The following is a 26231-nucleotide window of genomic DNA, read 5'->3' on the forward strand; positions in this document are numbered from 1 at the left end:
GGCACGACTGCCTCGCCAGCGGAGACGGCGGTCAAAGCACCTTGCCGTTCGAGCTTGCGCCACTGGAACAGCAGTCCAGCCGAAACGCCTTCCTGCCGAGCGACCAATGACACGCTCATGCCTGGTTCGTAGGTTCGGCGCACCAGCGCCGCCTTCTCTGCGAGAGACCAGCGCCTGCGGCGCTGGTCCTTCACGACTACCTCGATTGACTCCGTATGCCTAGTCATATGCACAGTCCTGTTCCTATCTTCAAAGATAAGCGATAGGACGGGGCCGGGGAATCAGGGGGCTATTTCATCGGGGACGAGGCCAAGGCCATCGTGGACCGCGTGGTGAGGGGCATGATGCCTTCGCCCATCCTTCGCTCATCCCTCGTCCAAGGGCATCTGAAGGGCGCAGGCCGGCCTGGTTGTCCTGCCAGCGGAATTTTTCTAACATACAGAAATCTGTACGAAAGATCTTTGCAAAGGATCTGTGCGAGAAATCTGTACGAAATTCCTGCTCTGGGGGCCGTCATGAAGACCACGCTTGACCTCAACGATGCATTGCTGACCGAAGCAAAGACCTATGCGGCACAGCAGCACACCAGCCTGACGCGCCTGATCGAGGAGGGCCTGCAATTGCGCTTGCGCAAGGCCCAGGCGCCTGCCCGGCGCGTGCGCCTTCCCGTCTACCACGGCAAGGGCGGACTGGCACCGGGGCTGGACGCACTGAGCAACCGCGCGCTGCTGGATGCCGCCGGTCAGCAGGATCAACCATGACGCCCGATGTCAACCTGCTGGTTGCGGCATCGCGCAGCGACCACCCCCATCATTCGGTGGCCCGCGACTGGCTGGAGCAGGCCATGGCCGATGCCAGCCAGGGCGTGCTGCTGAAATTGCAGCCCATGGTGGTGGCGAACTTTCTGCGCCTGGTCACGCATCCGAAGATCTTCGTCAACCCGACTCCTATGGTCGAGGCTTTGCGCTTCGTTGACGCATTGCTGGCATCGCCCGGCGTCGAGCAGGCCGTGCTGGGTGCCGAATGGCCGGCGTTAAGGCAACTGTGCGCCGACAAGGCGCTTTCCGCCAATGACGTACCGGACGCTTGGCTGGCCGCTGCCGCCATCCACCAGGGCGAGCATGTGGTCAGCTTCGATGCCGATTTCAAGCGCCTGCTGCCGCGCTCCCAGTTCACCCGGCTGGCGCCCCAATAATTCCTTTCCTTTTCAGATTCCCCCAATCCATGACCCGCATCGCCCTCATCCACGCCCTCAGCCATTCCGTCGCTCCCATCAACGAAGCCTTTGCGCGCGACTGGCCCGAGGCGGTACGCATGAACCTGCTGGACGACAGCCTCTCGGCCGACCTGGCGCGCAACGGGCGCGGGCTGGACGCCGCCATGCACGAGCGTTTCCAGCGCCTGGCGCAGTACGCCGTGGACACGGGCGCGCAGGGGATCTTGTTCACCTGCTCGGCCTTTGGCCCCTGCATCGAGGCCGTGGCCGCGCGCCACGCGCCGCTGCCCGTGCTCAAGCCCAACGAGGCCATGATCGAGGAGGCCGTGCAGGGCCAGCAGGGGGCCTTGGGTTTGATCTCCAGCTTCGCGCCCACGCTGCAGTCCATGCCGCCGGAGTTCCCGGCCAGCATCGAATTGGTGCCTGCCCTGGCCGATGGCGCCATGGACGCGCTCAACCGCGGCGACACCGCCACGCATGACCGCCTGGTGGTCGAGCAGGCCAGGGCCCTGGCCGCACGCGGCTGCACGCGCATTGCGCTGGCCCAGTTCAGCATGGCGCGTGCCCGCGCGGCCTGCGAGGCCGCCACGGGCCTGCCCGTGCTCACCACGGTGGACAGCGCCGTGCGTGCCCTGCAGCGCCGGCTGGGCGTGCGCCTCGGTTAAAGTGGCGCTCCGCTGCGGCGCATGCCCGCCGCAGCGTGTGCAACTTTTGAGGACGACAGACCCATGCAGATCGAACAGGCCCCGACGGAAAAGCCCTATGAAAAGCCCGAAGGCGAACGCCGTGGCCTGGTGCTGGTGAACACCGGCGACGGCAAGGGCAAGAGCACGGCGGCCTTCGGCCTGGCCCTGCGCGCGCATGGCCGGGGCAAGTCCGTCAAGATCTTCCAGTTCATGAAGGTGCCCACGGCGCGCTTTGGCGAGCACCGCATGTTCGAGCAGCTGGGCATGCCCATCGAGGGACTGGGCGACGGCTTCAGCTGGAAGAGCCAGGACCATGAGCGGTCGGCCCAGATCGCGCGCGAGGGCTGGGAGCGTGCGCGCACCGCCATTCTCTCGGGCGATCACTTCCTGGTCGTGCTCGACGAAATCACCTATCCGCTGATCTACGGCTGGCTGCCGCTGGAGCCCGTGCTGCAGGCCCTGGCCGACCGCCCGCGCCATGTGCACGTCATGCTCACGGGCCGCCGCTGCCCCGAGGAAATCATTGCCGTGGCCGATACGGTCACGCGCATGGAACTGGTCAAGCACGCCTTCCAGGCCGGCATTCCCGCCCAGCGTGGTATTGAGGACTGATGCCGCCTGCAGGCCCGGCCTGCGGCGGACAATGGCGGCATGAGCAGCGAAACGCATTCCCGGGCGCCAGAGACCATTCCCGCCCAACCCTTTGCCGAGGCCGAGCGGGCAGCCGTCTACCGCGCGATCCATGAGCGGCGCGACATGCGCCATTTCTGCGGCGGCGAAGTCGCGCCCGAGGTGCTGCTGCGCCTGCTGCGCGCCGCCCACCATGCGCCCAGCGTCGGCTTCATGCAGCCCTGGCGCTTCATCCGCGTGCGCGATGCGCAGTTGCGCCAGGGCATACACGCCGTGGTCGAGCAGGAGCGCCTGCAGACCGCCCGCGCCCTGGGCGAGCGCGAGGAAGACTTCATGCAGCTCAAGGTCCAGGGTGTGCTGGATGCGGCCGAGGTGCTGGTCGTGGCCATGCCGCCCGGGCGCGATGCCCATGTCTTCGGTCGCCGCACCTTGCCCGAGATGGATGTGGCCTCGGCCGCCTGTGCCATCCAGAACCTGTGGCTGGCCGCGCGTGCCGAGGGGCTGGGGCTGGGCTGGGTCTCGCTGTTCGATCCCGAGGTGCTGGCCGCGCTGCTGCAAATGCCCGTGGGCAGCCGGCCGCTGGCCGTGCTGTGCCTGGGCCCCGTGTCCGCCTATTACGCAGAGCCCATGCTGCAGCAGCAGAAATGGGCCAGCCGTGCGCCGCTGCAGGACATGCTCTACGACGACCTGTGGGGCCAGCGCGCCGCCGGGGCGCCGCCGCAGGCATGAACGACAGCCATTTCTGGCAGCTGTCGGGCGCCGCGTTCAGTCCGCTGTGGTGGAGCTGGCAGGCGCTGTCGCAGCCTGTGTCCGACCCCTGGGCCCGCCACGCCCTGGCCGCCGCGCTGGCCGTGCCCGTGGCCCTGCTGATCGACCGGCTCTGGGGCGAGCCGCCCGTGTGGATGCACCCCGTGGTCGCCATGGGCCGGCTGCTGGGTGCGGTTGGGCGAAGAATTGCCCCACGCGAAGAACATGTGCGCGACTGGCCACGCTTTGCGCTGGGCGCCGTCGCCTGGTGCCTGCTGGCGCTGCTGTTCTTCGCCATCTACGCGTTCATCCAGTGGCTGCTGCCGCCCATGCCATGGTGGCTGGGCGCCTTGGTGCTGGGCGTGCTGCTCAAGCCGCTTTTGTCCTGGCGCATGCTGCGCGACGAGGTGCTGGCCGTGGAAGCCGCACTGCAGCAATCCCTGCCTGCAGGCCGCGAGCGCCTGACCTGGCTGGTCAGCCGGGACACGGCGCAGCTGGACGCAGGCCAGGTGCGCGAAAGCGCTATCGAAACCCTGGCCGAGAACCTCAGCGACTCCGTGCTGGCGCCGCTGTTCTGGTTTGCCGTGGCCGGCCTGCCGGGCGCGGCCCTCTACCGTTTTGCCAACACGGCCGATGCCATGTGGGGCTATCCGGGCTGGCGCGGGCAGGGCGATGACCGGCGCCACTGGCAATGGGCCGGCAAATGGACGGCGCGTGCCGATGACCTGCTCAACTGGATACCGGCGCGCCTGACCGCCTTGCTGCTGGCCTTGTCCGGCCTGGCCGCTGGCCGACGTCCGGGCTGGGGTGCGCTGCGCCAGGACGCGCGCATCACCCCGTCGCCCAACGGCGGCTGGCCCATGGGCGCCATGGCAAGGCTGCTGGGTGTGCGCCTGGGCAAGCCCGGCGTCTACGTGCTCAACCCCGCAGGCTGCGTGCCGCAGGCGGCCGAGCTGCAGCAGGCCGTGGCGCATGCGGGCCGCGTGGTCGCCATGCTGGTGGCTGCAGGGCTGGCCGCCGCCCTGGTCATTGCATGGGCGATGGCAGGAAAGACACCATGAAACCGATCCCAGTCACCCACGGCGGCACGGATGCGCTGGGCGTGCCCGCGCACGATTTCTCCACCAACCGCAATGCCTGCGGACCTTGCCCGCAGGCGCTGGATGCGCTGTCCCAGGCACATGCGGCCCAGTACCCCGACCCGCAGTACACGGCGCTGCGTGCGCGCCTGGCGGACTTTCATGGCGTTACGGCCGGGCGCATCGTCATCGCGGCCAGCGCCAGCGACTTCATCCACCGCATCACCATGCATGCGGTGCGCGAGGGCGTGGCCGTCGCCAGCCTGCCGGCCCACCATTACGGCGACTACGCCCACGCGGCGCAGGTCTGGCGCCTGCCCCTGGCCGCGCGCGACGGCATCACCGAAGCTGGCCCAGGCCTGCACTGGGCCTGCGCGCCATCGAGCCCGCTGGGTCAGCCCGAGGATGTCTGGCCCCTGTGGAGCGAGCCCGCACCGCCCGGCACCTGGCGCGTGATCGACTGCGCCTATGCACCCCTCAGACTGGAGCCGGGCATGGAACCCGCCGTGCCCTCCCAGGTGCGCGATGCCTGGCAGATGTGGACTCCCAACAAGGCCCTTGGCATGACCGGCGTGCGCGCGGCCTACGCCATTGCGCCCGAAGCCGTGCCGCACGACGAGATTGATGCCTTGCGTGCCCTGTCACCCTCCTGGCCCGTGGGCGCCCATGGCGAGGCCATGCTCACGGCCTGGACCGCACCGGCCACCCGGCAATGGCTGGCGCAAAGCCTGCAACGGCTGCGCGATTGGAAGGCGCAACAGATCGATCTGGTGCAGCGCCTGGGCTGGCAGGTGCTGCCCGGCTCGCAGGCCAATTACTTTGTGGCGCGCTGGCCGCAGGCACGGCAGGGCGACGCCATGCAGACGCGTCTGGCCCAACTGCGCGTGCAGGGCATCAAGCTGCGCGACTGCGACAGCTTCGGCTTGCCCGGCTGCGTGCGCATGGGCGTGCTGGCGCCTGCATCCCAGAACGCCTTGCTGGCTGCCTGGCAGCCAATGGAGAAACACCATGCAATCGAGTGAACCCGCCGCCGTGAACCTGCCCTTGCCCGAGCCCGGCCAGCGCCCCGCGCTGTGCGTGATGGTGCTGGGCACCAGCAGCGGTGCCGGCAAGAGCTGGGTGGCCACCGCGCTGTGCGCCTGGTACCGCGCCCAGGGCTACAAGGTGGCGCCCTTCAAGGCGCAGAACATGAGCAACAACGCGCGCGTGGTCTGCGCGCCGGGCGGTGCCTGGGGCGAGATCGGCACGGCACAGTACCTGCAGGCCCTGGCCGCAGGCTGCGCGCCCGATGTGCGCATGAACCCGCTGCTGCTCAAGCCCGAGGCCGACATGCGCAGCCAGGTCGTGCTGCTGGGCCGGGTCAGCGAGGAACTCTCGGCCTTGCCCTGGCGCGGCCGCAGCGCCCGCGTGTGGCCGCAGATCGCCGAGGCGCTGGACAGCCTGCGTGCCGACAACGACGTGGTCGTCATCGAGGGCGCAGGCTCGCCGGCCGAGATCAACCTGCATGCCAGCGACGTCGTCAACATGCGCGTGGCGCGCCACTGCGGCGCGCATTGCCTGCTGGTATCCGACATCGACCGCGGCGGCGCCTTCGCCCACCTCTACGGCACCTGGGCGCTGCTGCCGCCTGACGAACAGGCGCTGATCCGCGGCTTCGTGCTCAACAAATTCCGGGGCGACGCCAGCCTGCTGGCGCCCGCCCCGCAGATGCTGCAGGAGCGCACCGGCGTGCCCACCGTGGCCACCATCCCCATGCAGTTCCAGCATGGCCTGCCGGAGGAGGATGGCGTCTTTGACGACCGTGGCTCTGGAGGAGGCGTGGGGCGCGCCGTGCACACCACCATCGCCATCGTCGCCTACCCGCGCATCAGCAACCTCGACGAATTCCAGCCCCTGCTGCAGGTGTCGGGCCTGCGCGTGGTCTGGGCGCGCACGCCGGCCCAGCTGGCAGGCGCCGACTGGATCATCCTGCCGGGCTCCAAGGCCACGGCTGCCGATCTGGCCTGGATGAGAACCCAGGGCCTGGATGCTGCCGTCGCCGCCCATGCGGCGGCAGGCCGGCAGGTGCTGGGCATCTGCGGCGGCCTGCAAATGCTGGGCGAGGCGCTGATCGACCTGCACGGCGTGGACGGCAACGCAGCCGGCCTGGGCCTGCTGCCGCTGACGACCCTGTTCGCGCCCGACAAGACCGTGCTGCCCGCCAGCGTGCAGCTGCCGCCGCTGCCAGGGGCTTTGGCGGCGCTGTCCGGCGTGCAGGCCCGGGTCTATGAAATCCACCATGGCCAGACCAGCGTGCGCCCCGACATGGTGGCCGCTGGCAGTGCCGGGGCCGAGCCCGTGCCGGGCCTGCTGTGGCACAGCCCTGACGGCCGCATCGCCGGCTGCTATTGGCACGGCCTGTTCGAGAACGCGGACGTGCTGCGCGCCCTGTGGGGTGCCGAGGTTCCCACGCTGGACAGCGTCTTCGCGCGCATGGCCGACGGCGTTCAGCGCTGGTTTGCCACCCAGGCTTGACCCAGGTCGGCCACCGCTTGCGCGTTGCGCGGCAACATGTAGGCCATGGACTGCATGCGCAGCCGTGCTGTACCGATAAATGGGGAGCTGGAAAACACGCATGCTTGGGCCTTGACTTTTTCACGAGGAATGGAGTGAAGCTATGAAGAATCCATGGATCCGTCCCCTGCAGCTGTGTATTGGCGCTGCCGTCCTGGGCATGGCCGGCCTGGCCACCGCCCAGCCCGGCCCCGGGCCTGATGGCACGCCGCCACCGCCCCCCGCCGCGGAAAAGGCCAAGCCCCATCACCACCACAAGAAGCACGCCGAGCACAAGGGGCCCGCCAAGCGCGGCTATGACCGCCGCGACCCTGCCCAGCACGAGGCCGCCGCCGTCCAGGAGCAATCGCGCCGAGGCGGCGTCCAGTCGGGCGACAACTTCCAGCGCAATGCCGTGGCCCGCTGCGATGTCTTCAAGAACGAAGGCGACCGCCGCTCCTGCGTGGAGCGCATCAAGGACGGCCAGGTCAGCGGCTCCGTCGAAGGCGGCGGCGTGCTGCGCGAGTACACGGAGCAGGTTCCTGTAAGGCAATAACAGCGCTGGCTGTTGTTCACCTGAGAAAACCCGCCGGGCCACGAAGCCGGCGGGTTTTTTTGCGGGCGAATGCAGGCGGCAGCGGCGGCTGCATTCAGGCCAGAAGCACCACATTCAGGCCATGAACCCTCTGGAAGGCAGCGTCCCCCGTCAAGAGCCTGTGGTGTGGTCCCAGTTGCAGGCAACTGGCGGCGTGCAGGGCATCGGGGGTCCGCAGCCCATGCCGCGCCCGGATCGCGGTGGCCAACTCCACCACCTCGCGGCTCAGTTCCACCCAGATCAGGTCCGCCCGGGCAAAGAAGGTGTCGAAGACCGCCAACGCGGCCGAGTCATTCGACTTCAAGGGGCCGGTGCGGCATTCCAGCCAGGACAGCCGGCTCACAGCGGATGCCATGCCCGGATAGGCCGTATGCAGCGCCTGGAGCCCGGCCCGGGCACGGCTGGCAAAAGGCTCTCGGGCCTGCAGCAGGTAGATCAGTGCGCTGGCATCAAAAAAGGCGATCACCAGTCGCGCTCCCCTGACAGGAATGCATCGATCTCCGCCTTCTCGCGGGCGCCTGTGGTGGGTTGCGACAGCAGCCATTGCACCGCTGTCATGCCTTGGTGCGGCTGCGGAGCCTGCTCCAGCAGTTTCCGGTACTCCTGCTCGGACAGCACCACCGCGGTTGCCTGGTTGCGCTTGATCAGGTGGACAGGGCCATGCCGAAGTCCATCCTCAATGGCAGCCATGCCGCGGCGCTTGAGTTCTGCGGCAGTCAAGGTGTTGTGCACGCTGGCTCCTTATCGGCATCGATGTGTTGAATGGTACTGAATTCGGTATCGAATCTCAAACGCGGATACCGGTGATGTGCGAGGGGCATGGAGAGTCCGCCACCACGCCCCTGTCCACCGGATTTGACCTGGGTCATACAAACCCATTCCACCCGCCCCGGACCGGCGCGCACCGGCAAGGCATTTCTATGATGGCGCCGTACTTCCCATATGGAAAAAGGATTCATCCCATGCAAGCCTTCCGGATCGTGGTCATTGGTGCGGGGCAGACCGGCACTCCCTTGCTGCAGCAATTGCTGGACGCGCCCTTCGTGCAGTTGCTTGGGGTGGCCGACCTGGACCTGGACCAGCCCGGCATCGCACTGGCGCGCGCGCGTGGCGTGCCGGTTACCACACGGTTCATGGATCTGGTGGATGCAGCGGTCGACATCATCATCGACGTGACCGGCTCCCCCCAGGTGCGCGAGTCGTTGCGCAGCAAGATGGTGGAGACCGGCAACACGCACACGCTGATCATGCATGAGGCGATTGCGCTGCTGATGATGTCGCTGTCGGCCGGCCGGCTGGTGACCAGCAAGCACAGCGATCTGGAGTATTCCTGAACGCAGGCGGCCGCGCCTCTACAGAAATCCGATCGACAGCCAGGGCACGGCCGCCACCGCCACCGTACCCAGCAACAGCGCCAGCAGGTAGCCCACGATGGGCCGCAAGCCCTTGTCCGGGTGGATCTGGCCTATGGCGCAGGCTGCGTAGTAGCCCACGCCCAGTGGCGGGGCGAACAGGCCCAGGCCCATGGCGAGCACGACGACGATGGCGTAGTGCACTTCATGGATGCCCAGGTCGCGTGCGATGGGAAACAGCAGCGGGCCGAACAGCACGATGGCGGGTATGCCTTCCAACACCGATCCGAGGATGACGAAGATCAGTAGCGAGACCGCGAGAAACGCGGGTGCCCCGCCGGGCAGGGCGGCCATCGCCTCCGCCAGCGAGCGCGAGAAGCCCGATTGGGTCAGGCCCCAGGCCATGGCCGTGGCAGTGCCGATGATGAGCAGGATGGCGCCCGACAGCGATGCCGTGGCCACGAGCATGGGCCCCAGGCGGCGCCAGTCGAACTGGCGGTAGATCAGCAGACCCGCAATGGCCGCGTAGGCAATGCCCAGGGTCGAGACTTCGGTGGCCGTGGCCACGCCCTCGACCACGGCCGCGCGGATCACGAAGGGCAGCGCCAGTGCCGGCAGGGCGATGAAGCCTAGCCGCGCGATCTGCGACCAGGGCTGGCGCTGTGTCTGCGGCGGCTGGTCATGGCGCGAGCGCCACCAGACGACCACACACAGCGACAGGCCCAGGGCCAGCGCCGGCAGCAGTCCGCCCGTGAACAGCGCTGCAATGGACACGCCCGTGACCGAGCCGATGGTGATCAGCACCAGGCTGGGCGGCACGGTTTCCGTCTGCGCGCCCGTGGCTGACAGCAGGGCCACCAGATCGCCTTCGTCCGCGCCGCGCTTGCGCATTTCGGGGAACAGGGCCGGAGCCACGGCCGCCATGTCGGCCGCCTTGGAGCCCGAGATGCCCGAGACCAGGTACATGGCCCCCACAAGCACATAGGACAGGCCGCCGCGCACATGGCCGAGCAGGCCCGCGAGAAAAGCCACCATGGCGCGCGCCATGCCCGTCATCTCGATCAGCAGCCCCAGGAAGACGAACAGCGGAACGGCCAGCAGGATGAGGTGGGACATGCCTTCGTCCATGCGCCCGACGATCACGGGCAGGGCGGTGTCCGTGGCCAGGGCCAGATAGCCGAGCGTGCCCAGGCCGAAGGCAAAGGCAATGGGCACGCCGCCGAACACGCAGGCCGCGACCACGCCGACGAAGAAGACCAGCAGGTTCAGGCGCCCCAGGTCCTCGAAGAGGCCGAAGATGCCGTTTGCCAGCACGAACGCCGCCATGACGGCGGCCACCACGGCCAGTGCCTTCCAGGCCGCCGCCTTTTCGCCGCTGCGCACCAAGCGCAGCACCGAGAAAACAGCCATCAGCACGATGCCGGCGGGCAGTGCCGCAGCGCGCCAGATGTTGGAGATTTCCAGCGCGGGCGTGGTGATGAAGCGCTCGTCCGCTGCCCATTCCCAGGCGGGCCAGGCCACCAGGGCGAGAAAGGCCAGCGTGGCACAGGTGCCGATGGCATCGAACAGGGCTCGGCGCGCAGGCGACAGGCGCGAGAGCAGGGCCGTCATGCGCATGTGCTCGGCGCGCCGCAGTGCGATCACGGCACCCAGCATGGCCAGCCAGATGAAGAGCATGGAGGTCAGTTCATCCGCCCAGACCAGTGGCTGGTGGAAGACAAAGCGTGCCACCACTCCCGCAAACAGCACGCCGATATCGGCCAGCACCAGCAGGCCCGCCGCGCAAGCCACGGCCGCGCCCATCCAGCGGTCGATGCGGTCCCACGCGGTCCAGGCATCGTGCGGGGTATGGGCGGGCTTGTCCTGGGGCGCAGTCATGCCAGCGCCCCGACGCTGCGCTCGAGGATGGCCCAGGCCTGGTCACCGTGCTTGCGCTTCCATTCGGCGTAGAAGCCGGCCTTGCGCAACCGCTCACGGAAGGCGGCGGTGTCGGCAGTGTTGAAGGCCAGGCCCTTGGCGGCCAGCTCCTTTTGCAGGCCGGCGTTGAGCTCGGCGACATCGTCGCGTTCGCGCAGGCCTGCGGCATTGATGTGTCGCGCCACGATGTCGCGCAGGTCTGGGGGCAGTCTTTCCCAGGCGCGGCGGTTGGCCAGGAACCAGAAACCGTCCCACATGTGGTTGGTGAGCGAGCAGTACTTCTGCACCTCGTAGAGCTTGGCCGTGGAGATGATGGCCAGCGGGTTCTCCTGCCCGTCCACGATCTTCGTCTGCAGCGAGGAATAGACCTCGGCAAAGTTGATGGACGCGGGCGCGCTGTCCAGCGCCTTGAACATCGAGGTCCACAGCGGAGAGACGGGCACGCGGATCTTGAAGCCCTGCAGGTCGGCGGGACCCGCGATGGGGCGCGTGGAGGAGGTGATCTGCCGGAAACCGTTGTCCCAGATGCGCTCCATGGCCACCAGGTTGGCCTGGGCGATGCGTGCGCGGATATGGGCGCCCAGCTCGCCGTCCATGGCCTTCCAGACACTGTCATAGCCGTCGAATGCAAAGCCCACGCCGCTGATGGAGGCTGCCGGCACCAGGGTGGACAGGATCAGGCCCGACAGCGTGAAGAACTCCACGCCGCCCGAGCGCAACTGGCCCAGCACATCGGTGTCCGAGCCGAGCTGCCCATTGGAGAAGACCTGGATGTCCACCCGTCCACCGGTCTCGGCCAGGATGGCCTGCGACATCTGCAGGGCCCGGATGTTCATGGGGTGCGTGGCGGGCAGGTTGTTGGCGTACTTGTAGCGGAATTCGGCCTTGCTGGCGAAGGCGTTGCGCTGTGAAAGGGCCAGTGGAAGGGCGCAGGCTGCGGCACCGTGCAGCACGTGGCGTCGGGAAAGGGTCATGGCTTGTCTCCTGAGTGTTGTCTTTGTGTCGTTCGGGCGCAAGCTGCGCGCGGGGGGCGCATCACGGGGTCGGGGCGGCCTGCTCCTTTCCCTGCGTCATGTTCTGCAGCAGGCGTTCGCGTATGTCCTTCTTGACCACCTTGCCGTAGCCCGAGCGGGGCAGGGCGTCCCAGAAGTGGAACTGGCGCGGCCAGCGGTAGCGCGCGCAGCGGCCCTCCAGGTGCGCCAGCAGCGCCTCGGCCGTGAGGTCTCCAGCGGTGGCATCGGCACCCTCCCGCGCGACCACCACGGCCACGCCGATCTCGCCCCAGGTGGCGTCGGGCATGCCGAGCACGGCGACCTCGGCCACGGCGGGATGGGTCAGCAGCGCCTCCTCGATTTCGCGCGGATAGACGTTGGAGCCGCCCGAGATGTACATGTCCGATTCCCGCCCCGTGATGTAGAGCAGGCCCCGCTCGTCCAGCCGCCCGAGATCGCCCGTGTGGAACCAGCCGCCCCGAAAGGCCTGGGCCGTGGCCTCGGGGTTGTCGTGGTAGCACGCAAAGACGGCGGGGCCGCGGCAGCAGATCTCGCCGATGGCGCCCGTTGGAACGGGCTGCAACCGGTGGTCGAGGATGGCGACCTCCATGCCCGTGCGCGGGCGCCCGCAGGTTCCGATCAATGTGTCGGCGGTGCCGGTGCTGCCGTCGCTGTGCCCGTCGTCCAGTGCGTGCATGGAGGGCGTCAGCACGGTGATGCAGCCCGTCACCTCGCCCAGGCCGAAGTACTGCACCAGCACCGGGCCCAGCTTGTGCAATGCGCGCTGCTGGTCGGCGTGGTACATGGGCGCGCCCGCATAGACCACGTAGCGCAGCGATCCGTGGTCGAAGCGGTCCACCGCGGGGTCTTCCACCAGCAGCTTGACGATGGTGGGCACGGTGAAGAGATTGGTGACCCGGTGCCGCTGCACCAGCTCCCAGACCTCGGCAGGGTCCAGCCGGTCGGCGGTGGGCAGCACTGTGGCCGCACCGCGCGCCACGTTGAGCAGGGCATGTATGCCTGCGCCGTGCGACAGGGGTGCCACGGCAATGGAGCAGTCGCGCTCGTCCGTGCCCGGGATCAGGTCGGCAAGGTGGTTGGTCACCACGAAGGCCATCTGTCCATGGGTGAGCATCGCGGCCTTGGGCCGGCCTGTGGTGCCGGAGGTGTAGAAGAACCACAGCGGCGTATCGGCATGCACATGGGCTGTAGATGCGGGAGCGCCTGCGTTGTCATGCAGCAATTGCTCGTAGTCCTGCTCGCCCTGGCTTTCGCGAGGCCGGCCGATGGTGATCACATGCCGCAGCCGTGGCGAGGCGGCGCGCACGGCGTCCACATGGCCGGCGAAGCCCTCTTCGGCCAGCATGGCGGTGGCGCCGCTGGCGTGGCCCAGCCAAGCCACTTCGGATGGTGTAAGCCGGAAGTTGACCGGCACCCAGACGGCGCCGAGCCGGAAGGCGGCCCAGCAGCTTTCAAACAGGGCAATGCCGTTGCGAGACTGCACCAGCAGGCGGTCACCGGCCTGCATGCCCAGCGCGCGCAGGCCTTGGACCAGCGCATTGACGCGCGCATCGATCTGCACCCAGGTCCAGCGGCGGTCGCCCTGGATCAGGCCGGGCCTGTCGGGAAACAGGGCGGCCGTCTGCGACAGCAGCAGCGACAGGTTGGCTGCCTGGGGCGCGGGGGCTGCAGCGATGTCCGCAGGTGCAAGCCTGTTCATGCGGCCTCCAGCACGCTCAGGTAGTTGGCCACGGCCGCACCACCCATGTTGAAGACGGCGCCCAGCCGGGGCGCGGGCAGTTGCATGGCCCCGGCCGAGCCTGACAGCTGCATGGCCGCCATCACATGCTGGGAAACGCCTGTCGCGCCTATGGGATGGCCGCGCGACTTGAGTCCTCCCGACGGGTTGACCGGCAGCCACCCGTCGCGGCATGTGCTGCCGTCGAGGATGGCGCGCGCGCCTTGGCCATGTGGCGCCAGGCCCATGGCCTCGTATTCCAGCAGTTCGGCCATGGTGAAGCAGTCATGTGTTTCCACGAAGCCCAGGTCGGCCAGCGTGGCGCCTGCGTCGGCCAGCCCGCGCTGCCACGCCAGGGCGGCGCCTTCGAAGCGCGTGGGGTCCCGCCGCGACAGGGGCAGGAGGTCGTTGACCTGGGTGCGCGAGCGCCAGCGCACGGGCGCCACGCTGGCATTGCCGCAGGCCTGGCGCGAGATGACCAGGGCGGCCGCGCCGTCGGAGACCAGCGAGCAGTCCGAGCGCTTGAGCGGGCCTGCGACGAAGGGGTTCCTGTCCGAGGCGTGGCGGCAGAAGTCCAGGCCCAGGTCACGCCGCATGTGGGCGAAGGGGTTGTGCACGCCGTTGGCATGGTTCTTGGCCGCGATGGCTGCCAGTGCATCGCTCTGGTCGCCGAAGCGTTCGAAATAGCGGGTGGCGATCTGCCCGAACACGCCTGCGAAGCCCGCCGGTGTGGCAGCTTCCTCCTTCACGTAGGAGCAGCGCAGCAGGATCTCGGCAATTTTCTGCCCAGGCTGGGCGTTCATGATCTCGAAGCCCACCACCAGCGCGCAACGTATGCGGCCGGACTGCACGGCGTCGAGCGCAGCCCAGATGGCAGCCGAGCCGGTGGCGCAGGCGTTCTCGCTGCGCGTGGCGGGCACATGGCGCAGTTCAGGCACGGCCAGGGCCACCAGGCTGGCGCTGAAATCCTGGGGCAGAAGGCCGCCATTGAAGTGGCCGACGAAGATGCCGTCGATGTCCCGGGGCTCCAGGCCGGCGGTTTGCAGTGCCGGGTCGATGGCGTCACGCAGCAGTTGCTCGGCATCGGCTGCGGCATGCTTTCCGAAGGGCGTGTGGCCCCAGCCGATGATGCGGGGTGGGTTCATGGCGTGGCTCCTGTGGTGCGGGCGGTGTTCAGGACTGCGCGGACTGCACGGTTGCCGGTGCCTTGGCCAGCCGGCGGCGCAGCGTGGGCAGACCCACGCCTGCGGCATCGAAGCCGCCGTCGACGGCCAGCACCTGGCCGTTGATGAAGCTGGCCGTATCGCTGCACAGAAAGCCCACGGCCTCTGCCATTTCCTGTGGTGTGCCATAGCGGCCCAGCGGGATGGCGTCGTGGTAGTCGGAGCGTATGGCGACGCTGTGCACGAGCTTGGCCATCTCGGTCTCCACCGGCCCCGGTGCGATCACGTTGACGCGCACGCCCAGATTGCCCAGTTCCACCGCATGCTGGCGCGTCATGTGGATGAGGGCGGCCTTGCTCGTGCCATAGGCCACGCGCAGCGTGCTGGCCCGCAGGCCCGAGATGGAGGCGATGTTGACGATGGCTCCGCCGCTGCCGCCGTGGCCTTCGTTGCGAGCCATCCGGGCACCGAAGGCTTGCGTGCAGAGAAAGGCGCCGTCGAGGTTGGTGGCCATGACCGTGCGCCATTCCTCGAACGATGTCTCCAGCACGGGCTTGAAGACCGCCACGCCGGCGTTGTTGACCAGCGCATCCACGCGGCCCCAGCGCGCCATGACGGCGGTGGCGGCCTCGTCCACCCGCTGCGGGTCCGAGACGTCGCAATGCTGGCACAGCAGCCGGGCCGGGCAGTCCATATCCTGCGCCGTGCGCTCCAGCGTTTCACTGTCGATGTCCAGCAGCGCTACGCGCCAGCCCCGCTGTAGAAACCATTCGCCGATGGACCGGCCTATGCCGCGCGCCCCTCCAGTGACCACGGCGACGCGTGCGGGGGATGGATGGGAATCTCGTTGGTTCATGGACAGGCTCCTGGATCCGGGGTCAAGGCAGAAGGGGTTTGGGGAAGCCACTCTTCGAGGGTCAGCTCGAAGGTGATGCAGACGGGGTTGGCTCCGGCCACGAAGGGGCCGCCATGCACCTGGCCGGTGGTGTCGGCGACCACGCCGCTCAGGCAGGCACGCAGCGAGCCGTCGTCCTGGCAGCGCACCTCGCCGGCGAGGCTGACCACCTCGATGGCCGGCCCGCGCAGCAACAGGCAACCGCCGTCGGCGCGCGCCAGGCAGGCATCGACCAGGCTGCCCAGGGCGCCGCGCACGAAGGCGTTGCGAAAGCCCTGCAGCGCGCAGAGCTTTTCCACGCTCAGCACCAGATCTTCGTTGGGGGCAATGCGTGCGTAGGCGACGCGGCCCATGCGGCCTGACTCGACCATGCGGGCCTCAGCCATGGCAGACCTGCGCGGCGGCCGGACGCATCAGGGACATGCGCGTTTCAGGGTCGTAGGCGATGCGCAGTCCGAACCCGTCCAGCGAGGTCGCCAGGGCGCTGACGGGCGCATTGACGATGCGGCAGCGCTGCGTGAGCACATGGCCGCCGAGCAGGTGGCCCTGTGCGCTGGAGAAGACGGCATGGCAGTGCACAGCCGGATGCCCTGTTTCGGCGCAGCCGAGCGTGGCGTTGCCGAACAGCAGCCTGGCGGACTGCAGTGTCGCGGGCGGGCCGTAGGTGGCCACGACATGGCCGCTGCGATCGGGTGGCGCCACGCAGAAATCCAGGTCTTCGAGATCGCCTTCCAGCAAGGTCAGCGAGGCACTCTCGACGCTGGCCGATGACAGTGCGCCGACGATGGCGTCGAACAGCGTCAGCCCGGGCGCCAGGGCCAGCCGCATGTGGCGCGCAGCGGGCGCTTGCCGGTGATCCAGTCGCACGGCGCTGCAGGGGCCGGGATGTATGAGGGTGCGTGGCCTGGGCAGGCCCGCGAGGCGCTCTGGCATGTTTGTCTCCTGCTGCTGCTTTGTATTCAGCTTGTGTTGTCCTGGGCGCGGGATGGTGCGTACAGGCCTGCAGCGCAGTCTAGGGATCTGGTTCAATGCAAGGAAATTTGCAATTCATATGGATCGATTTGCGGAGGCTATGAATGGACATGCGACATCTGCGGTGCTTCGTGGCCGTGGTCGAGGAGATGCACTTCGGTCGCGCGGCCGAGCGCCTGCACCTGACCCAGCCCCCCGTGAGCCTGGCCATCAAGGAGCTGGAGGAGGAGCTGGGCGTGACGCTGCTGGAGCGCACGTCGCGGCGCATCGTGCTTACGAAAGCCGGGGAGGATGCGTTGCGCGACGCCCGTGCCGTGCTGGCCGCTGCCGACACCATGCGGCGTCGCGCACGCGAGACCTCGCAGGGGCTCATGGGCTCCATGTCCATCGGGTTCATCAGCCTGCCGGCCTACTCCTTCCTGCCGGAAACGCTGAGGCGCTTTGGCGAGGACTATCCGCAGGTCCGGCTATCGCTGCAGGAGGGCACGACCGACCAGATTGCACATGACATCGAGAGCGGGCGGCTGGATATCGGCCTGGTATTTCGCACGCCGGACCTGCCCGCGTCACTGGACTCTGTGCTGGTGCGCAGCGAGCCGCTGGTGGTGGCCTTGCCCGAGTCCCACCCGCTGGCCCGCAACCGGCGCATCGCGCTGGAGAAACTGGCCCAGGAGCGTTTCCTGGGCTTCGAGCGCCACCAGGGGCCGTTGATGTTCGATGCCATCGTCTCCACCTGCATGCGCCACGGCTTCAGCCCCCGGCTGTTCGCGGCGCGGCAGATGCACACCATCGTCAGCCTGGTCTCTGGCGGTTTGGGCGTGGCGCTGGTGCCCGCCTGTGTGCAGGCCCTGCACCGTGAAGGCGTGGTCTACCGGCCCTTGCTGGGGGAAAGGACGGCCGTGGAGACGGTCGCCGTCTGGCGGCGTGCCGATGATTCGCCGCTGGTGCGTGCGCTGCGGGGGTATCTGCCTGGATCTACAGCCACTCCTTCATCCACCCCAGCCCCTCGCTGGTAGCGTGCGCGGCCGCGCCGCGCGCGGGGCGGTATTCGCAGCCTATCCAGCCGTCGTAGCCCAGCTGGTCCAGCAGGCGGAACAGGTAGGGGTAGTTGACCTCGCCCACGTCGGGTTCGTGGCGTTCGGGCACGCCTGCGATCTGCAGGTGGCCCACGCGGCCCGTGGGCAGGTACTGGCGGATCTTCATGGCGAGGTCTCCCTCGACGATCTGGCAGTGGTAGAGGTCCATCTGGACCTGGACATTGGGTTCGGCAATGTCGGTCAGCAGGGCGTGGGCCTGGTCCTGGCGGCTCAGGAAGAAGCCGGGCATGTCGCGGCCATTGATGGGCTCCAGCAGGATGGCGATGCCGTGGGGCGCGGCCAGCCGTGCGGCGTGGCGCACGTTGGCGATGTAGGTGGCGCGCAGGGCATCGTCGCTGGCGCCTTCGGGCTTGAGGCCGGCCATCACGTGGATGCGTGGGCAGCCCAGCGCGCGGGCATAGGCAATGGCGCGTTCCATGCCCTGGGCGAATTCCGCCTCGCGCCCGGGGATGCAGGCCAGGCCGCGCTCGCCCGCGTTCCAGTCGCCGGGCGGGGCGTTGAACAGTACCTGCCGCAGGCCGTGGTCCTGCAGGCGGCGGGCCAGTTGCTCGGGCGCGAAGTCGTAGGGGAACAGGTATTCGACGGCCTGGAAGCCGTCGCGCGCGGCGGCCTCGAAGCGGTCAAGAAAATCCAGGTCGTTGTAGAGCATGGACAGGTTGGCGGCGAAGCGGGGCATGAAGGCTTTCCTGAAAACGGAGGCTGAGTGTGGCATCAGGCGCGCTGCAACGCGCCGAAGGCCTTGGTGAAGAAGTCCGTGGTGCCGAAGTTGCCGGACTTGAGCGTGAGGTGCAGCCCCTGCGGCGCCAGGGGCGAGGCGGCATGGCACCAGGGCACGCCAGGGTCGATCTGCGGCCCTATGCGCATCTGCTCGATGCCCAGCGCCTGCACGCAGGCGCCCGAGGTTTCGCCACCGGCCACGACGAGCTGGCGCACGCCCATCTCGACCAGCCCCCGGGCGATGGCGGCGATGGTCTGTTCGACCAGTGCGCCGGCCTGCTCCACGCCCAGGCGGCCCTGCACGGCCTTGACGGCCACGGATTCGGCGGTGGAGTAGATCAGCACCGGGCCGCTGGCGATGTGCTGGCGGGCCCAGGCCAGGGCCTTGCCGGCTTCGTCCTCGCCGGCGGCGATGCGCAGGGGCTCCAGCGCCAGGGCAGGGCGCCCCGAGGCGATGAAGTGCGCCACCTGTGCATTGGTGGCCACCGAGCAACTGCCCGAGACGACCGCCTGCAGGCCGGTGGCGGTTGGCAGGGCAGCGGCCTGGGCCGTGGGCTGTATGCCGAAGTTCGCGGGCAGGCCGATGGCCACGCCCGAGCCGGCCGTGACCAGGGGCATGCCGGCCAGCGCCGGGCCCAGGCGCAGCAGGTCGTCGTTGGAGACGGCATCGACCACGGCCATGCCCACGCCCTCGGCCTGGAGTGCGGCGATGCGCGCGCGGATGGCGGCTTCGCCCTGCGCGACGGCCACATGGTCGATCAGCCCCACCTTGCGCCGTGTCTGCGCCTGCAGCACGCGCACCAGGTTGGCATCGGTCATGGGGGTGAGGGGGTGGTTGCGCATGCCGCTGTCGCTGAGCAGCACATCGCCCACGAACAGGTGGCCCTTGAAGACGGTGCGCTGGTTGTCGGGGAAGGCCGGCGTAGCGATGGTGAAGCCACAGCCCAGCGCGTCCATCAGCGCATCGGTCACGGGGCCGATATTGCCCTGCGGCGTGCTGTCGAAGGTGGAGCAGTACTTGAAGTAGATCTGCGGCGCGCGGCCATTGGCGCCCTGGGCCTGCAGCCATTCGAGGGCCTGCAGCGATTGCGCAATGGCGTCGGCCGGCGCGATGGTGCGCGATTTGAGCGCGACTACGACGGCGTCCACGCCCTCGTCCACCGGGCCGGCGGGCACGCCAATGCTTTGCACCACGCGCATGCCTGCGCGCACCAGGTTGTTCGCCAGGTCGGTGGCGCCCGTGAAGTCGTCGGCTATGCAGCCCAGAAGAAGGGTCATGGGGATTCCGATGGAGCCGGAGGCAGGGTGATGCCCGGGAAGATCTTGATGACGGCGCTGTCGTCCTCGCGGCCATGGCCGGCGGTGGATGCCTGCATGAACATCTGGTGGGCCGTGGAGGCCAGGGGCAGCGGGAATTTGCTGTGGCGCGCGGTGTCCAGCACCAGGCCCAGGTCCTTGACGAAGATGTCCACGGCCGACAGCGGGGTGTAGTCGCCGGCCAGCACGTGGGCCATGCGGTTCTCGAACATCCAGCTGTTGCCGGCGCTGTGGGTGATGACCTCGTAGAGCGCGGCGGCATCGACGCCTTCGCGCAGGCCCAGGGCCATGGCCTCGGCCGCTGCGGCAATGTGCACGCCGGCCAGCAGCTGGTTGATGATCTTGACCTTGCTGCCCGCGCCCGCGCTGTCGCCCAGGCGGTAGACCTTGGCGGCCATGGCGTCGAGCACGCCTTCGCAGGCGGCATAGGCCTCGGGGCGGCCTGCCGTCATCATGGTCATCTGCCCGGACGCGGCCTTGGCCGCGCCGCCGGAGATGGGCGCGTCAATGTAGTGCACGCCCTGCGCCTGCAGCCTGGCCTCCAGCGCCACGGACCAGTTGGGGTCCACGGTGGAGCACATGATGAAGACGGAGCCGGGCTGCAGCGCGGGGGCGATGCCGCCTTCGCCGAACAGCACGGCCTCGGTCTGCCGGGCGTTGACGACCACGCTGACGATGATGCGGCAAGCGGCGGCCATGTCGGCCAGCGTGGCGCAGGCCGTGCCACCTTCGGCTGCGAAGGCGGCTGCGGCCTCGGGGCGGATGTCGTGGACATGCACGTGGTGGCCGGCGCGGCGCAGGCTTTGCGCCATGCCGGCGCCCATGGCGCCCAGGCCGATCACGCCGACGGCGCGGGGTGTGGCGGTGGTGTGGTTCATGGCTGGCGTGGGGGTGTCAGGTCATCGGCGATGTAGGCGCGCACGATGGCCGCAAAGTCCTCGTCGCCGCGCAGGCCCAGCCGGTTGGCGCGCGTGGTATCCCAGCGGCCGGGCCAGCTGCCGACGATGCGCTCGACCTTGTCGTCGGGCTGCCAGCTCACGCGGTTGGCCACTTCGTCGCCAGCCACTTCGCGCAGCGCGCGCACCATGTCGCCTGCGCTGACGGACACGCCAGGCAGGTTGATGGGGCGGCGGTCGGCGACGGCGCTGGCATCGAGTTCGCAGCCTGCGACCAGGGCCTCGACGGCGCGGCGTGGCGACAGCAGCCACAGGCGCGTGGTGGCACCCACGGGGCAGTTGGCCGCCTCGCCGTTGAGGGGCTCGCGGATGATGCCGCTGGCAAACGAGGAGGCGGCCGCATTGGGCTGGCCCGGGCGCACGCTGATCGTGGGCAGGCGCAGCACGCGGCCGTCGACAAAGCCGCGCCGCGTGTAGTCGGCCAGCAGCAGCTCGGCAATGGCTTTTTGCGTGCCGTAGGAGGACTGCGGGTTCAGGGCCGTGCCGTCCAGCACGGTGTCGGGCAGGTCGCCCCCGTAGACGGCCACCGAGCTGGTGAAGACCACGCGCGGCATGTGGCCCACGGCGCGGCAGGTCTCCAGCAGGGCGCGCGAGGCATCGAGGTTGATGCGCATGCCCAGGTCGAAGTCGGCCTCGGCCTGGCCGCTGACCACGGCGGCCAGATGGAAGATCACGGCCGTATCCTGGTCTATGGCGCCGCGCAGCATCTGCGGGTCGGCAATGTCGCCCACCAGGGAGCGCACGCGCGTGTCGTCAATGGCATGGGTGGCCACCACGTCGAGCAGGTCGATCTGGTGGATGGGCCTGCGGGCGCCGGCCAGCGTCAGCGATCCTTGTTCAAGCAGTTTGCGGGCCAGGCGCTGGCCCAGGAATCCGGCGCCGCCGGTGATCAGTACTTTCATGTGTCTTGGGGCTTGGAGCTTGAAGGATGGGAAGAAGGGCCGGTCAGCGGTTGACCATCTTTGCGGGGGTGAGCCAGACCGCGAGGGCGCCCACCACGAGCACCCCCGCCAGCACGAACATGCCAGCCTGCGTGGACTGGGTCAGGTCCTTGAGGTAGCCGATCATGTAAGGGCTGGCGAAGCCCGCGAGGTTGCCGACCGAGTTGACGATGGCAATGCCCGCCGCCGCCGCCGTGCCCGACAGGAAGGCCGTGGGCAGCGACCAGAACAGCGGCGCGCAGGTCAGCACGCCGGCTGCGGCCAGCGACAGGAAGATCAGGGAAAGAACCGTGTTGTCGGCGAAGAAGGCCGTCATCGCAAAGCCCACGGCGCCCATCAGCGCGGGCACGATCAGGTGCCAGCGGCGCTCGCGGCGCCTGTCGGCGCTGTGGCCCATCAGGTTCATCACCACGATGGCGCACAGGAAGGGGATGGCACTGAGCAGGCCGATGTTCAGCGCGCCCGTGACGCCCGTGGACTTGATCAGCGTGGGCATCCAGAAGGTCAGCCCGTACTGGCCGGCGACGAAGGCGAAGTAGATCAGGCACATCCACCAGACGCGGCGGTCGGCGAAAACGGCCTTGAGCGAATGCTTCTGGGCACCTGAGTGCTGCTGGTCCAGCTCGATCTCGCGCGCCAGCAGCTGCTTTTCGGAGGCCGTCAGCCACTTGGCGCTGGAGATGCCGTTGTCCAGATAGAAGATGGTCACCACGCCGATCACCAGGGCGGGAATCGCCTCGATCAGGAACATCCACTGCCAGCCGTGCAGGCCATGGTCGCCGTGGAAGGCCTGCATGATCCAGCCCGACAGCGGGTTGCCGAAGATGCCGGCCACGGGGATGGCCGACATGAACAGCGCCACGATCTTGGCTCGCCGGTGGGCCGGGTACCAGTAGGTCAGGTACAGGATCACGCCGGGGTAGAAGCCCGCCTCGGCCAGGCCCAGCAGAAAGCGCAGGATGTAGAAGCCCGTGGGCGTTTCCACATACATGAACATGGCCGACAGAATGCCCCAGGTGATCATGATGCGGGCGATCCAGACGCGCGCGCCCAGGCGGTGCATGAGCAGGTTGCTGGGCACCTCGAAGAGGAAGTAGCCGATGAAGAACACGCCTGCGCCCAGGCCGAACACGGTCTCGCTGAAGCCCAGGTCCTGGGACATCTGCAGCTTGGCAAAGCCCACGTTCACGCGGTCCAGGTAGGCGATCACATAGCACAGCATCAGGAACGGCACGAGGCGCCAGAACACCTTGGCGTAGGCGCGTGCCGTCTCCGGAGAGTCGGCCTGGGCAGGGTGGGCCCCGACCTGGCCGGATGCGATATCCGTTGTCGTCATTTCAAGTCTCCCTTGGGTTCGCCGCTTGATTCGCCGCTTGGTGCGCCGCTTGGTGCGCCGCCTGGCGGCTGCGCGGCTGTGGATGGGCTGGGTGGTGGAATGCGGCCGTGGGCGCCGCGGTGCAAATCAGTAGCGCGCCCCGAAGGTGGTGCGCAGCTCGTCGATGGCGGCCGCGTCCAGGGGCTGCGGCCGGGGATGGGTCATGAGCCAGAGCCTTGCGGTTTCCTCCAGCTCTTCCAGCACATGGCTGGCCTGCTCCACCGAGCGTTCCCAGACCACGGGGCCCAGGCGCTCGAACAAGGCGCCGCGCACCTGGCCGGCCAGCGCGGCCACCTCGGCGGCGGCCTGCGGATCGCCGGGCCGGCGGTAGCGGATCAGCGGGATGCGGCCCACCTTCATGACCTGGTAGGGGGTGATGGGCGGCAGCACCTCGTCCTCGCGCCAGACGCCGGACAGCGTCAGCGCCACCAGATGCGTGGAATGCGTGTGGATGACGGCACGCGCCTCGCCGTCATTGCCGTAGATGCCCCGATGCAGGACCAGGGTCTTGGAAGGCTTGGCGCCGCTGACCCACTGCCCGCCGGCATCGACCTTGGACAGCTCGGCCGGGTCGAGCCGGCCCAGGCAGGCGTCGGTGGGGGTGATCAGCCAGCCGTCATGCAGGCGGGCGCTGATGTTGCCGGCAGCGCCAACGGTGTAGCCGCGCTGGTAGAGGCTGGCGCCGGTGGCGCAGATCTGCTCGCGGATGCGGGATTCGTCGCTCATGGGTGAACGCCCAGGCAAAGGCCGGGTGTGCCTGGTGCAAAAAGAGATGTCACTGATATTGTCATCAGGTCATCATACAAATTTTGCGCAAAAACCCAAACAAGGTGAAAACCCTTGGCCATGCGCCAAGGGGTGGTTTCGGAGGTTCAGGGCTTGGCGGCCAGGATGTCGCGGGCCAGGCGTTCGCCGTCCTGCTGCCAGAAGCTGGCGTCGGCGCGGTGGATGCGGTCTATGGCGTTGCCCATGTGCGTGGCGGCGGCCTTGCGCGCGGCCTTGGGGTCGCCGGCCTCGATGGCCAGCACGATGCTGTGGTGCTCGCGTTCCACGGCCTTGCCGAAGTCCTCGCGCCGCGCCTCGTTGGCGCGCGTGATGCGCATGGCACCGCGCAGGAACTGCGACAGGTAGTCCAGCGTGCTGATCAGGAACGGGTTGCCCGAGGCCTGGGCAATGGCGCGGTGAAACGCCATGTCTTCCTCCACGCCGTCACGGCCCAGCCGCACGGCCTCGGCCAGGGCGCTCTCCGCATCGTGGATGCGCTGCATATCCTCTTCGCTGCGCCGGCGCGCCGCGAGTTCGGCCACCTCGGTCTCCAGTGCGCGGCGCACCTCGGTGATCTGGATCAGCGCATTCCTGCCAGCCGCCGGCAGGCCTTCGAAGTCCAGTGGCTCTATGCCTGCCGCCTTCACGAACACGCCGCTGCCCTGGCGCGATTCCACCAGGTTGCGCGACTTGAGCTGGGACACCGCCTCGCGCACGACGGTGCGGCTGACCTCGAGCTGCTGCACGAGCTCGGCCTCGGTCGGCAGCTTCTGCCCCGGCTGCAGGTTGCCGGCGCGGATGCGCGCCTCCAGCTGCCGGGCAACCTGGTCCGCAAGCTTGAGACCGGGCTGGATGGCAGAGAAGGAAACCGTCATGGAGGTGGGGGCTGGGGAGACACGTGTGGCAGTGATTGTCTCAGAACGGTGCGGCACTCAGGCCCTCGCGCCCGGCAGTCAAGGCCGGGGTGGATAGATCCCGTCCACCACAATGCACCACTGCATACTCAGGTAGGGGTCGCGTATGGAAAAAGGCTGACTGCCCCCTGCAACTCCTACGCTGACGTTCGCTGAATTGCCAAGAGTCACGTCGGCTGTCGCAGTTTCCCGATAGATGCCTGCATTCTGCGCCTGGGCCAGCATTCTGCCGGGAGCGGGTGTGGCATGGGTCGCTTCCTGGGTACTGGCGGGAACGCTTGAGGTGACAACGGCCGCGTGCGTATGCGCGGGCATCTGGGTCTGCGTCAGCGTCTGGGTCTCAGTGCCGCCGATCTGGCCCAGGCTGGTGGGGTACAGCCCCGGGCCGCTGCCTGTGCCCACGGGAACACGTCCTTGCAGATCGGGGAGTCTGAAGGTGATCTGGCCGTCGCCTCCATACGTCGTGCCAAGTAGCGAGAACAAAGGGGTATTTTGGCTGATTGCGAGCGTCTGGCCTGCGGCCGGCAACGTGCTTCGAGGGCAGAAGTTGCCCGCGAAGAGAAAAAGTTCACCGACGTAAGATTCTGATCCTGCGTGGGCTGAAGGCATGAAGGACGCTGACAGCGTGACGGCCAGCGCGAGAGCGGTTTTGCGCGGCAAAGAGGTTGAGTTCTGGGACATGGCGGAATCCTGGGAGGCTATAGGGGCGTAGCTTGTATCAACGGGCGAGCATGAAGCAGATGCGATCCAGCGTCTCTTTCTCCGGGTCCACCCAGCCAGGCGCCAGAGCGATGCCGGCAACGGGGTCCCCCGTTGCCGCGATGGCCACGGCCCGGCCCTTGTTGGTGCGACTGTCCAGCAGCAGGGTGTAGCTGCCCGGGGCTACGGCGGGGTTGAAGGCGATCGTGAAGGGGCCGCTCGCGCCATTGCGTGCTGCTGCATAGCCTGCACCACTGCGGATAACGGCCTTGGTGGCGTCGCCCGGATCGGGTGCAACGCAGCCGTGGCGCACTTCGGCCAGACCTGTGACACCACCCATGCCCGTCGGTCCCATGGGACCCTGCGGGCCCACCGAGCCTTGGAGGCCGTTGCATACATAGCTGGTGCTGGTGATCTCTGCTGCATCCAGTACGCCGTTGCGGTTGGTATCCAGGCCCTGGCTGATGCGCTGACCGCCCGTGGCGCAGGTGGCGCCAGCAGCTTCTACCTGGGTCACCATCAGGGATTCCCGGCCATCGGTGCCCGCCGCGCCGACCGCTCCCGGGCTACCTGGCGCGCCTGCCGCGCCTGTAGTGCCGGCAGGTCCGGTGGCACCGGCAGGGCCGGTAGCGCCCGTGGCTCCCGTAGCGCCGGCCGGTCCGGTGGCACCGACGGAGCCCGTGGCTCCGGCAGCGCCTGCCGGCCCCGTTACTCCGGCAAGCCCTGTGGCGCCGGTGGGCCCCACAGAGCCTGTGGCACCGGCGGGGCCTGTGGCGCCGGTAGCACCTGCCGGTCCTGTAGCGCCGGTAGGGCCTGCGTCGCCTCTGGGTCCTTGCGCGCCCTGCGTGGAGGCGGGATCGCAACGGCCCAGACTGCCGCTGGCGTCATGGCATACGTGGCTGGTGGATGTGGCGGGTGTGCCTGGCAGCCCGGGCA

30 protein-coding genes are annotated in these 26231 nt (G+C 68.4%); 11 read left to right on the forward strand and 19 right to left on the reverse strand.

What is annotated here, in order from left to right; translation table 11 throughout:
- Positions 1–227, reverse strand: a 227-nt coding sequence (locus GRX31_RS10495; protein ID WP_160852539.1) for a transposase, incomplete at its 3' end; no start/stop codon positions are given.
- A gap of 288 nt (positions 228–515) precedes the next feature.
- Here GRX31_RS10495 and GRX31_RS10500 point away from each other — a divergent pair.
- The 9 genes from GRX31_RS10500 to GRX31_RS10540 all read left to right on the forward strand — a co-directional run bounded on the left by GRX31_RS10500 (position 516) and on the right by GRX31_RS10540 (position 7446).
- On the forward strand, positions 516–761 hold the full coding sequence (locus tag GRX31_RS10500) for a DUF6364 family protein (RefSeq protein WP_016453068.1): 246 nt from the start codon (positions 516–518) through the stop codon (positions 759–761).
- Positions 758–1195: a TA system VapC family ribonuclease toxin gene (locus GRX31_RS10505; RefSeq protein WP_016453067.1), complete on the forward strand. Its 438-nt coding sequence runs from the start codon at positions 758–760 to the stop codon at positions 1193–1195. The genes GRX31_RS10500 and GRX31_RS10505 overlap by 4 nt, the downstream gene beginning before the upstream one ends.
- Before the next feature lie 29 nt (positions 1196–1224).
- The gene (locus GRX31_RS10510; RefSeq protein ID WP_047327134.1) at positions 1225–1881 is read left to right on the forward strand and encodes an aspartate/glutamate racemase family protein; all 657 of its coding nucleotides are present in this window, start codon (positions 1225–1227) and stop codon (positions 1879–1881) included.
- A gap of 63 nt (positions 1882–1944) precedes the next feature.
- Positions 1945–2514: a cob(I)yrinic acid a,c-diamide adenosyltransferase gene (cobO, locus tag GRX31_RS10515; protein ID WP_013803210.1), complete on the forward strand. Its 570-nt coding sequence runs from the start codon at positions 1945–1947 to the stop codon at positions 2512–2514.
- A gap of 39 nt (positions 2515–2553) precedes the next feature.
- Positions 2554–3261: a 5,6-dimethylbenzimidazole synthase gene (bluB, locus tag GRX31_RS10520; RefSeq protein ID WP_047472489.1), complete on the forward strand. Its 708-nt coding sequence runs from the start codon at positions 2554–2556 to the stop codon at positions 3259–3261.
- Positions 3258–4340, forward strand: a complete 1083-nt coding sequence (gene cbiB, locus GRX31_RS10525; protein WP_160852541.1) for an adenosylcobinamide-phosphate synthase CbiB — start codon at positions 3258–3260, stop codon at positions 4338–4340. The genes bluB and cbiB overlap by 4 nt, the downstream gene beginning before the upstream one ends.
- A complete protein-coding gene (locus GRX31_RS10530) occupies positions 4337–5380 on the forward strand; it encodes an aminotransferase class I/II-fold pyridoxal phosphate-dependent enzyme (RefSeq protein ID WP_160852543.1) in 1044 nt (347 codons plus the stop codon). The genes cbiB and GRX31_RS10530 overlap by 4 nt, the downstream gene beginning before the upstream one ends.
- Complete coding sequence (locus GRX31_RS10535) at positions 5367–6872, forward strand: cobyric acid synthase (protein ID WP_160852545.1); 1506 nt, start codon at positions 5367–5369, stop codon at positions 6870–6872. The genes GRX31_RS10530 and GRX31_RS10535 overlap by 14 nt, the downstream gene beginning before the upstream one ends.
- Positions 6873–7014: 142 nt before the next feature.
- The gene (locus GRX31_RS10540; protein WP_160852547.1) at positions 7015–7446 is read left to right on the forward strand and encodes a hypothetical protein; all 432 of its coding nucleotides are present in this window, start codon (positions 7015–7017) and stop codon (positions 7444–7446) included.
- 94 nt (positions 7447–7540) lie between these two features.
- Here the strand turns inward: GRX31_RS10540 and GRX31_RS10545 are convergent, their stop codons facing one another.
- Positions 7541–7951 (reverse strand): type II toxin-antitoxin system VapC family toxin, encoded by a 411-nt coding sequence (locus GRX31_RS10545; protein ID WP_017406564.1) that lies wholly within the window; start codon positions 7949–7951, stop codon positions 7541–7543.
- The gene (locus GRX31_RS10550; protein WP_160852549.1) at positions 7948–8217 is read right to left on the reverse strand and encodes a type II toxin-antitoxin system Phd/YefM family antitoxin; all 270 of its coding nucleotides are present in this window, start codon (positions 8215–8217) and stop codon (positions 7948–7950) included. Before GRX31_RS10550 ends, GRX31_RS10545 begins: the two co-directional genes overlap by 4 nt.
- A gap of 230 nt (positions 8218–8447) precedes the next feature.
- On the opposite strand from GRX31_RS10550, the gene GRX31_RS10555 reads away from it, so the two are divergent.
- Positions 8448–8819: a hypothetical protein gene (locus tag GRX31_RS10555; protein WP_016445227.1), complete on the forward strand. Its 372-nt coding sequence runs from the start codon at positions 8448–8450 to the stop codon at positions 8817–8819.
- Between the two features lie 18 nt (positions 8820–8837).
- Here GRX31_RS10555 and GRX31_RS10560 read toward each other — a convergent pair whose 3' ends face one another.
- The 7 genes from GRX31_RS10560 to GRX31_RS10590 all read right to left on the reverse strand — a co-directional run bounded on the left by GRX31_RS10560 (position 8838) and on the right by GRX31_RS10590 (position 16475).
- Positions 8838–10715 (reverse strand): TRAP transporter large permease, encoded by a 1878-nt coding sequence (locus GRX31_RS10560; protein ID WP_160852551.1) that lies wholly within the window; start codon positions 10713–10715, stop codon positions 8838–8840.
- Entirely contained in the window at positions 10712–11728 is a 1017-nt protein-coding gene (locus tag GRX31_RS10565) for a TRAP transporter substrate-binding protein (RefSeq protein ID WP_160852553.1), read from the reverse strand. Before GRX31_RS10565 ends, GRX31_RS10560 begins: the two co-directional genes overlap by 4 nt.
- Before the next feature lie 61 nt (positions 11729–11789).
- Entirely contained in the window at positions 11790–13466 is a 1677-nt protein-coding gene (locus tag GRX31_RS10570) for an acyl-CoA synthetase (RefSeq protein WP_160852555.1), read from the reverse strand.
- Entirely contained in the window at positions 13463–14629 is a 1167-nt protein-coding gene (locus GRX31_RS10575; RefSeq protein ID WP_016453058.1) for an acetyl-CoA acetyltransferase, read from the reverse strand. Before GRX31_RS10575 ends, GRX31_RS10570 begins: the two co-directional genes overlap by 4 nt.
- Positions 14630–14657: 28 nt before the next feature.
- Positions 14658–15503: an SDR family NAD(P)-dependent oxidoreductase gene (locus GRX31_RS10580; RefSeq protein WP_160852557.1), complete on the reverse strand. Its 846-nt coding sequence runs from the start codon at positions 15501–15503 to the stop codon at positions 14658–14660.
- Positions 15500–15928: a PPC domain-containing DNA-binding protein gene (locus tag GRX31_RS10585; protein ID WP_017406556.1), complete on the reverse strand. Its 429-nt coding sequence runs from the start codon at positions 15926–15928 to the stop codon at positions 15500–15502. Before GRX31_RS10585 ends, GRX31_RS10580 begins: the two co-directional genes overlap by 4 nt.
- Positions 15921–16475 carry a PCC domain-containing protein gene (locus GRX31_RS10590; RefSeq protein ID WP_016453055.1) on the reverse strand — a complete coding sequence of 185 codons (555 nt, stop codon included), beginning with the start codon at positions 16473–16475 and terminating at the stop codon, positions 15921–15923. Before GRX31_RS10590 ends, GRX31_RS10585 begins: the two co-directional genes overlap by 8 nt.
- A 143-nt stretch (positions 16476–16618) precedes the next feature.
- Here GRX31_RS10590 and GRX31_RS10595 point away from each other — a divergent pair, with 143 nt between their 5' ends.
- Positions 16619–17530, forward strand: a complete 912-nt coding sequence (locus GRX31_RS10595; protein ID WP_047327144.1) for a LysR family transcriptional regulator — start codon at positions 16619–16621, stop codon at positions 17528–17530.
- On the opposite strand, the gene otnI is transcribed toward GRX31_RS10595, so the two are convergent.
- The 9 genes from otnI to GRX31_RS10640 all read right to left on the reverse strand — a co-directional run bounded on the left by otnI (position 17490) and on the right by GRX31_RS10640 (position 25815).
- A complete protein-coding gene (otnI, locus tag GRX31_RS10600) occupies positions 17490–18287 on the reverse strand; it encodes a 2-oxo-tetronate isomerase (RefSeq protein ID WP_160852559.1) in 798 nt (265 codons plus the stop codon). The genes GRX31_RS10595 and otnI overlap by 41 nt on opposite strands.
- 35 nt (positions 18288–18322) lie before the next feature.
- Positions 18323–19606, reverse strand: coding sequence for a 3-oxo-tetronate kinase (otnK, locus tag GRX31_RS10605; protein ID WP_160852561.1), 1284 nt, complete (start codon positions 19604–19606; stop codon positions 18323–18325).
- Positions 19603–20523, reverse strand: a complete 921-nt coding sequence (ltnD, locus tag GRX31_RS10610; protein WP_160852563.1) for an L-threonate dehydrogenase — start codon at positions 20521–20523, stop codon at positions 19603–19605. The genes otnK and ltnD overlap by 4 nt, the downstream gene beginning before the upstream one ends.
- On the reverse strand, positions 20520–21503 hold the full coding sequence (denD, locus tag GRX31_RS10615) for a D-erythronate dehydrogenase (protein ID WP_160852565.1): 984 nt from the start codon (positions 21501–21503) through the stop codon (positions 20520–20522). The genes ltnD and denD overlap by 4 nt, the downstream gene beginning before the upstream one ends.
- A 43-nt stretch (positions 21504–21546) precedes the next feature.
- Positions 21547–22878: an MFS transporter gene (locus GRX31_RS10620; RefSeq protein WP_160852567.1), complete on the reverse strand. Its 1332-nt coding sequence runs from the start codon at positions 22876–22878 to the stop codon at positions 21547–21549.
- Positions 22879–23004: 126 nt separating this feature from the next.
- The gene (gene otnC / locus GRX31_RS10625) at positions 23005–23643 is read right to left on the reverse strand and encodes a 3-oxo-tetronate 4-phosphate decarboxylase (RefSeq protein WP_046988822.1); all 639 of its coding nucleotides are present in this window, start codon (positions 23641–23643) and stop codon (positions 23005–23007) included.
- Positions 23644–23789: 146 nt separating this feature from the next.
- Positions 23790–24557, reverse strand: a complete 768-nt coding sequence (locus GRX31_RS10630) for a FadR/GntR family transcriptional regulator (RefSeq protein WP_126311813.1) — start codon at positions 24555–24557, stop codon at positions 23790–23792.
- Positions 24558–24635: 78 nt separating this feature from the next.
- The gene (locus GRX31_RS10635; protein WP_160852569.1) at positions 24636–25277 is read right to left on the reverse strand and encodes a phage tail protein; all 642 of its coding nucleotides are present in this window, start codon (positions 25275–25277) and stop codon (positions 24636–24638) included.
- A gap of 37 nt (positions 25278–25314) precedes the next feature.
- A complete protein-coding gene (locus GRX31_RS10640; RefSeq protein ID WP_047217678.1) occupies positions 25315–25815 on the reverse strand; it encodes a DUF7151 family protein in 501 nt (166 codons plus the stop codon).
- Between the last annotated feature and the right edge of the window lie 416 nt (positions 25816–26231).

Origin of the sequence: Delftia sp. CH05, from assembly GCF_009827015.1 — a bacterium.
Classification (GTDB): Bacteria; Pseudomonadota; Gammaproteobacteria; order Burkholderiales; family Burkholderiaceae_C; genus Comamonas; species Comamonas tsuruhatensis.

Coding starts and splice junctions, on each gene's coding strand:
- GRX31_RS10500 (WP_016453068.1), top strand. CDS start 516: ATGAAGACCACGCTTGACCTCAACGATGCATTGCTGACCGAAGCAAAG.
- GRX31_RS10505 (WP_016453067.1), top strand. CDS start 758: ATGACGCCCGATGTCAACCTGCTGGTTGCGGCATCGCGCAGCGACCAC.
- GRX31_RS10510 (WP_047327134.1), top strand. CDS start 1,225: ATGACCCGCATCGCCCTCATCCACGCCCTCAGCCATTCCGTCGCTCCC.
- cobO (WP_013803210.1), top strand. CDS start 1,945: ATGCAGATCGAACAGGCCCCGACGGAAAAGCCCTATGAAAAGCCCGAA.
- bluB (WP_047472489.1), top strand. CDS start 2,554: ATGAGCAGCGAAACGCATTCCCGGGCGCCAGAGACCATTCCCGCCCAA.
- cbiB (WP_160852541.1), top strand. CDS start 3,258: ATGAACGACAGCCATTTCTGGCAGCTGTCGGGCGCCGCGTTCAGTCCG.
- GRX31_RS10530 (WP_160852543.1), top strand. CDS start 4,337: ATGAAACCGATCCCAGTCACCCACGGCGGCACGGATGCGCTGGGCGTG.
- GRX31_RS10535 (WP_160852545.1), top strand. CDS start 5,367: ATGCAATCGAGTGAACCCGCCGCCGTGAACCTGCCCTTGCCCGAGCCC.
- GRX31_RS10540 (WP_160852547.1), top strand. CDS start 7,015: ATGAAGAATCCATGGATCCGTCCCCTGCAGCTGTGTATTGGCGCTGCC.
- GRX31_RS10555 (WP_016445227.1), top strand. CDS start 8,448: ATGCAAGCCTTCCGGATCGTGGTCATTGGTGCGGGGCAGACCGGCACT.
- GRX31_RS10560 (WP_160852551.1), bottom strand. CDS start 10,715: ATGACTGCGCCCCAGGACAAGCCCGCCCATACCCCGCACGATGCCTGG.
- GRX31_RS10565 (WP_160852553.1), bottom strand. CDS start 11,728: ATGACCCTTTCCCGACGCCACGTGCTGCACGGTGCCGCAGCCTGCGCC.
- GRX31_RS10570 (WP_160852555.1), bottom strand. CDS start 13,466: ATGAACAGGCTTGCACCTGCGGACATCGCTGCAGCCCCCGCGCCCCAG.
- GRX31_RS10575 (WP_016453058.1), bottom strand. CDS start 14,629: ATGAACCCACCCCGCATCATCGGCTGGGGCCACACGCCCTTCGGAAAG.
- GRX31_RS10580 (WP_160852557.1), bottom strand. CDS start 15,503: ATGAACCAACGAGATTCCCATCCATCCCCCGCACGCGTCGCCGTGGTC.
- GRX31_RS10585 (WP_017406556.1), bottom strand. CDS start 15,928: ATGGCTGAGGCCCGCATGGTCGAGTCAGGCCGCATGGGCCGCGTCGCC.
- GRX31_RS10590 (WP_016453055.1), bottom strand. CDS start 16,475: ATGCCAGAGCGCCTCGCGGGCCTGCCCAGGCCACGCACCCTCATACAT.
- GRX31_RS10595 (WP_047327144.1), top strand. CDS start 16,619: ATGGACATGCGACATCTGCGGTGCTTCGTGGCCGTGGTCGAGGAGATG.
- otnI (WP_160852559.1), bottom strand. CDS start 18,287: ATGCCCCGCTTCGCCGCCAACCTGTCCATGCTCTACAACGACCTGGAT.
- otnK (WP_160852561.1), bottom strand. CDS start 19,606: ATGACCCTTCTTCTGGGCTGCATAGCCGACGACTTCACGGGCGCCACC.
- ltnD (WP_160852563.1), bottom strand. CDS start 20,523: ATGAACCACACCACCGCCACACCCCGCGCCGTCGGCGTGATCGGCCTG.
- denD (WP_160852565.1), bottom strand. CDS start 21,503: ATGAAAGTACTGATCACCGGCGGCGCCGGATTCCTGGGCCAGCGCCTG.
- GRX31_RS10620 (WP_160852567.1), bottom strand. CDS start 22,878: ATGACGACAACGGATATCGCATCCGGCCAGGTCGGGGCCCACCCTGCC.
- otnC (WP_046988822.1), bottom strand. CDS start 23,643: ATGAGCGACGAATCCCGCATCCGCGAGCAGATCTGCGCCACCGGCGCC.
- GRX31_RS10630 (WP_126311813.1), bottom strand. CDS start 24,557: ATGACGGTTTCCTTCTCTGCCATCCAGCCCGGTCTCAAGCTTGCGGAC.
- GRX31_RS10635 (WP_160852569.1), bottom strand. CDS start 25,277: ATGTCCCAGAACTCAACCTCTTTGCCGCGCAAAACCGCTCTCGCGCTG.
- GRX31_RS10640 (WP_047217678.1), bottom strand. CDS start 25,815: ATGGTGACCCAGGTAGAAGCTGCTGGCGCCACCTGCGCCACGGGCGGT.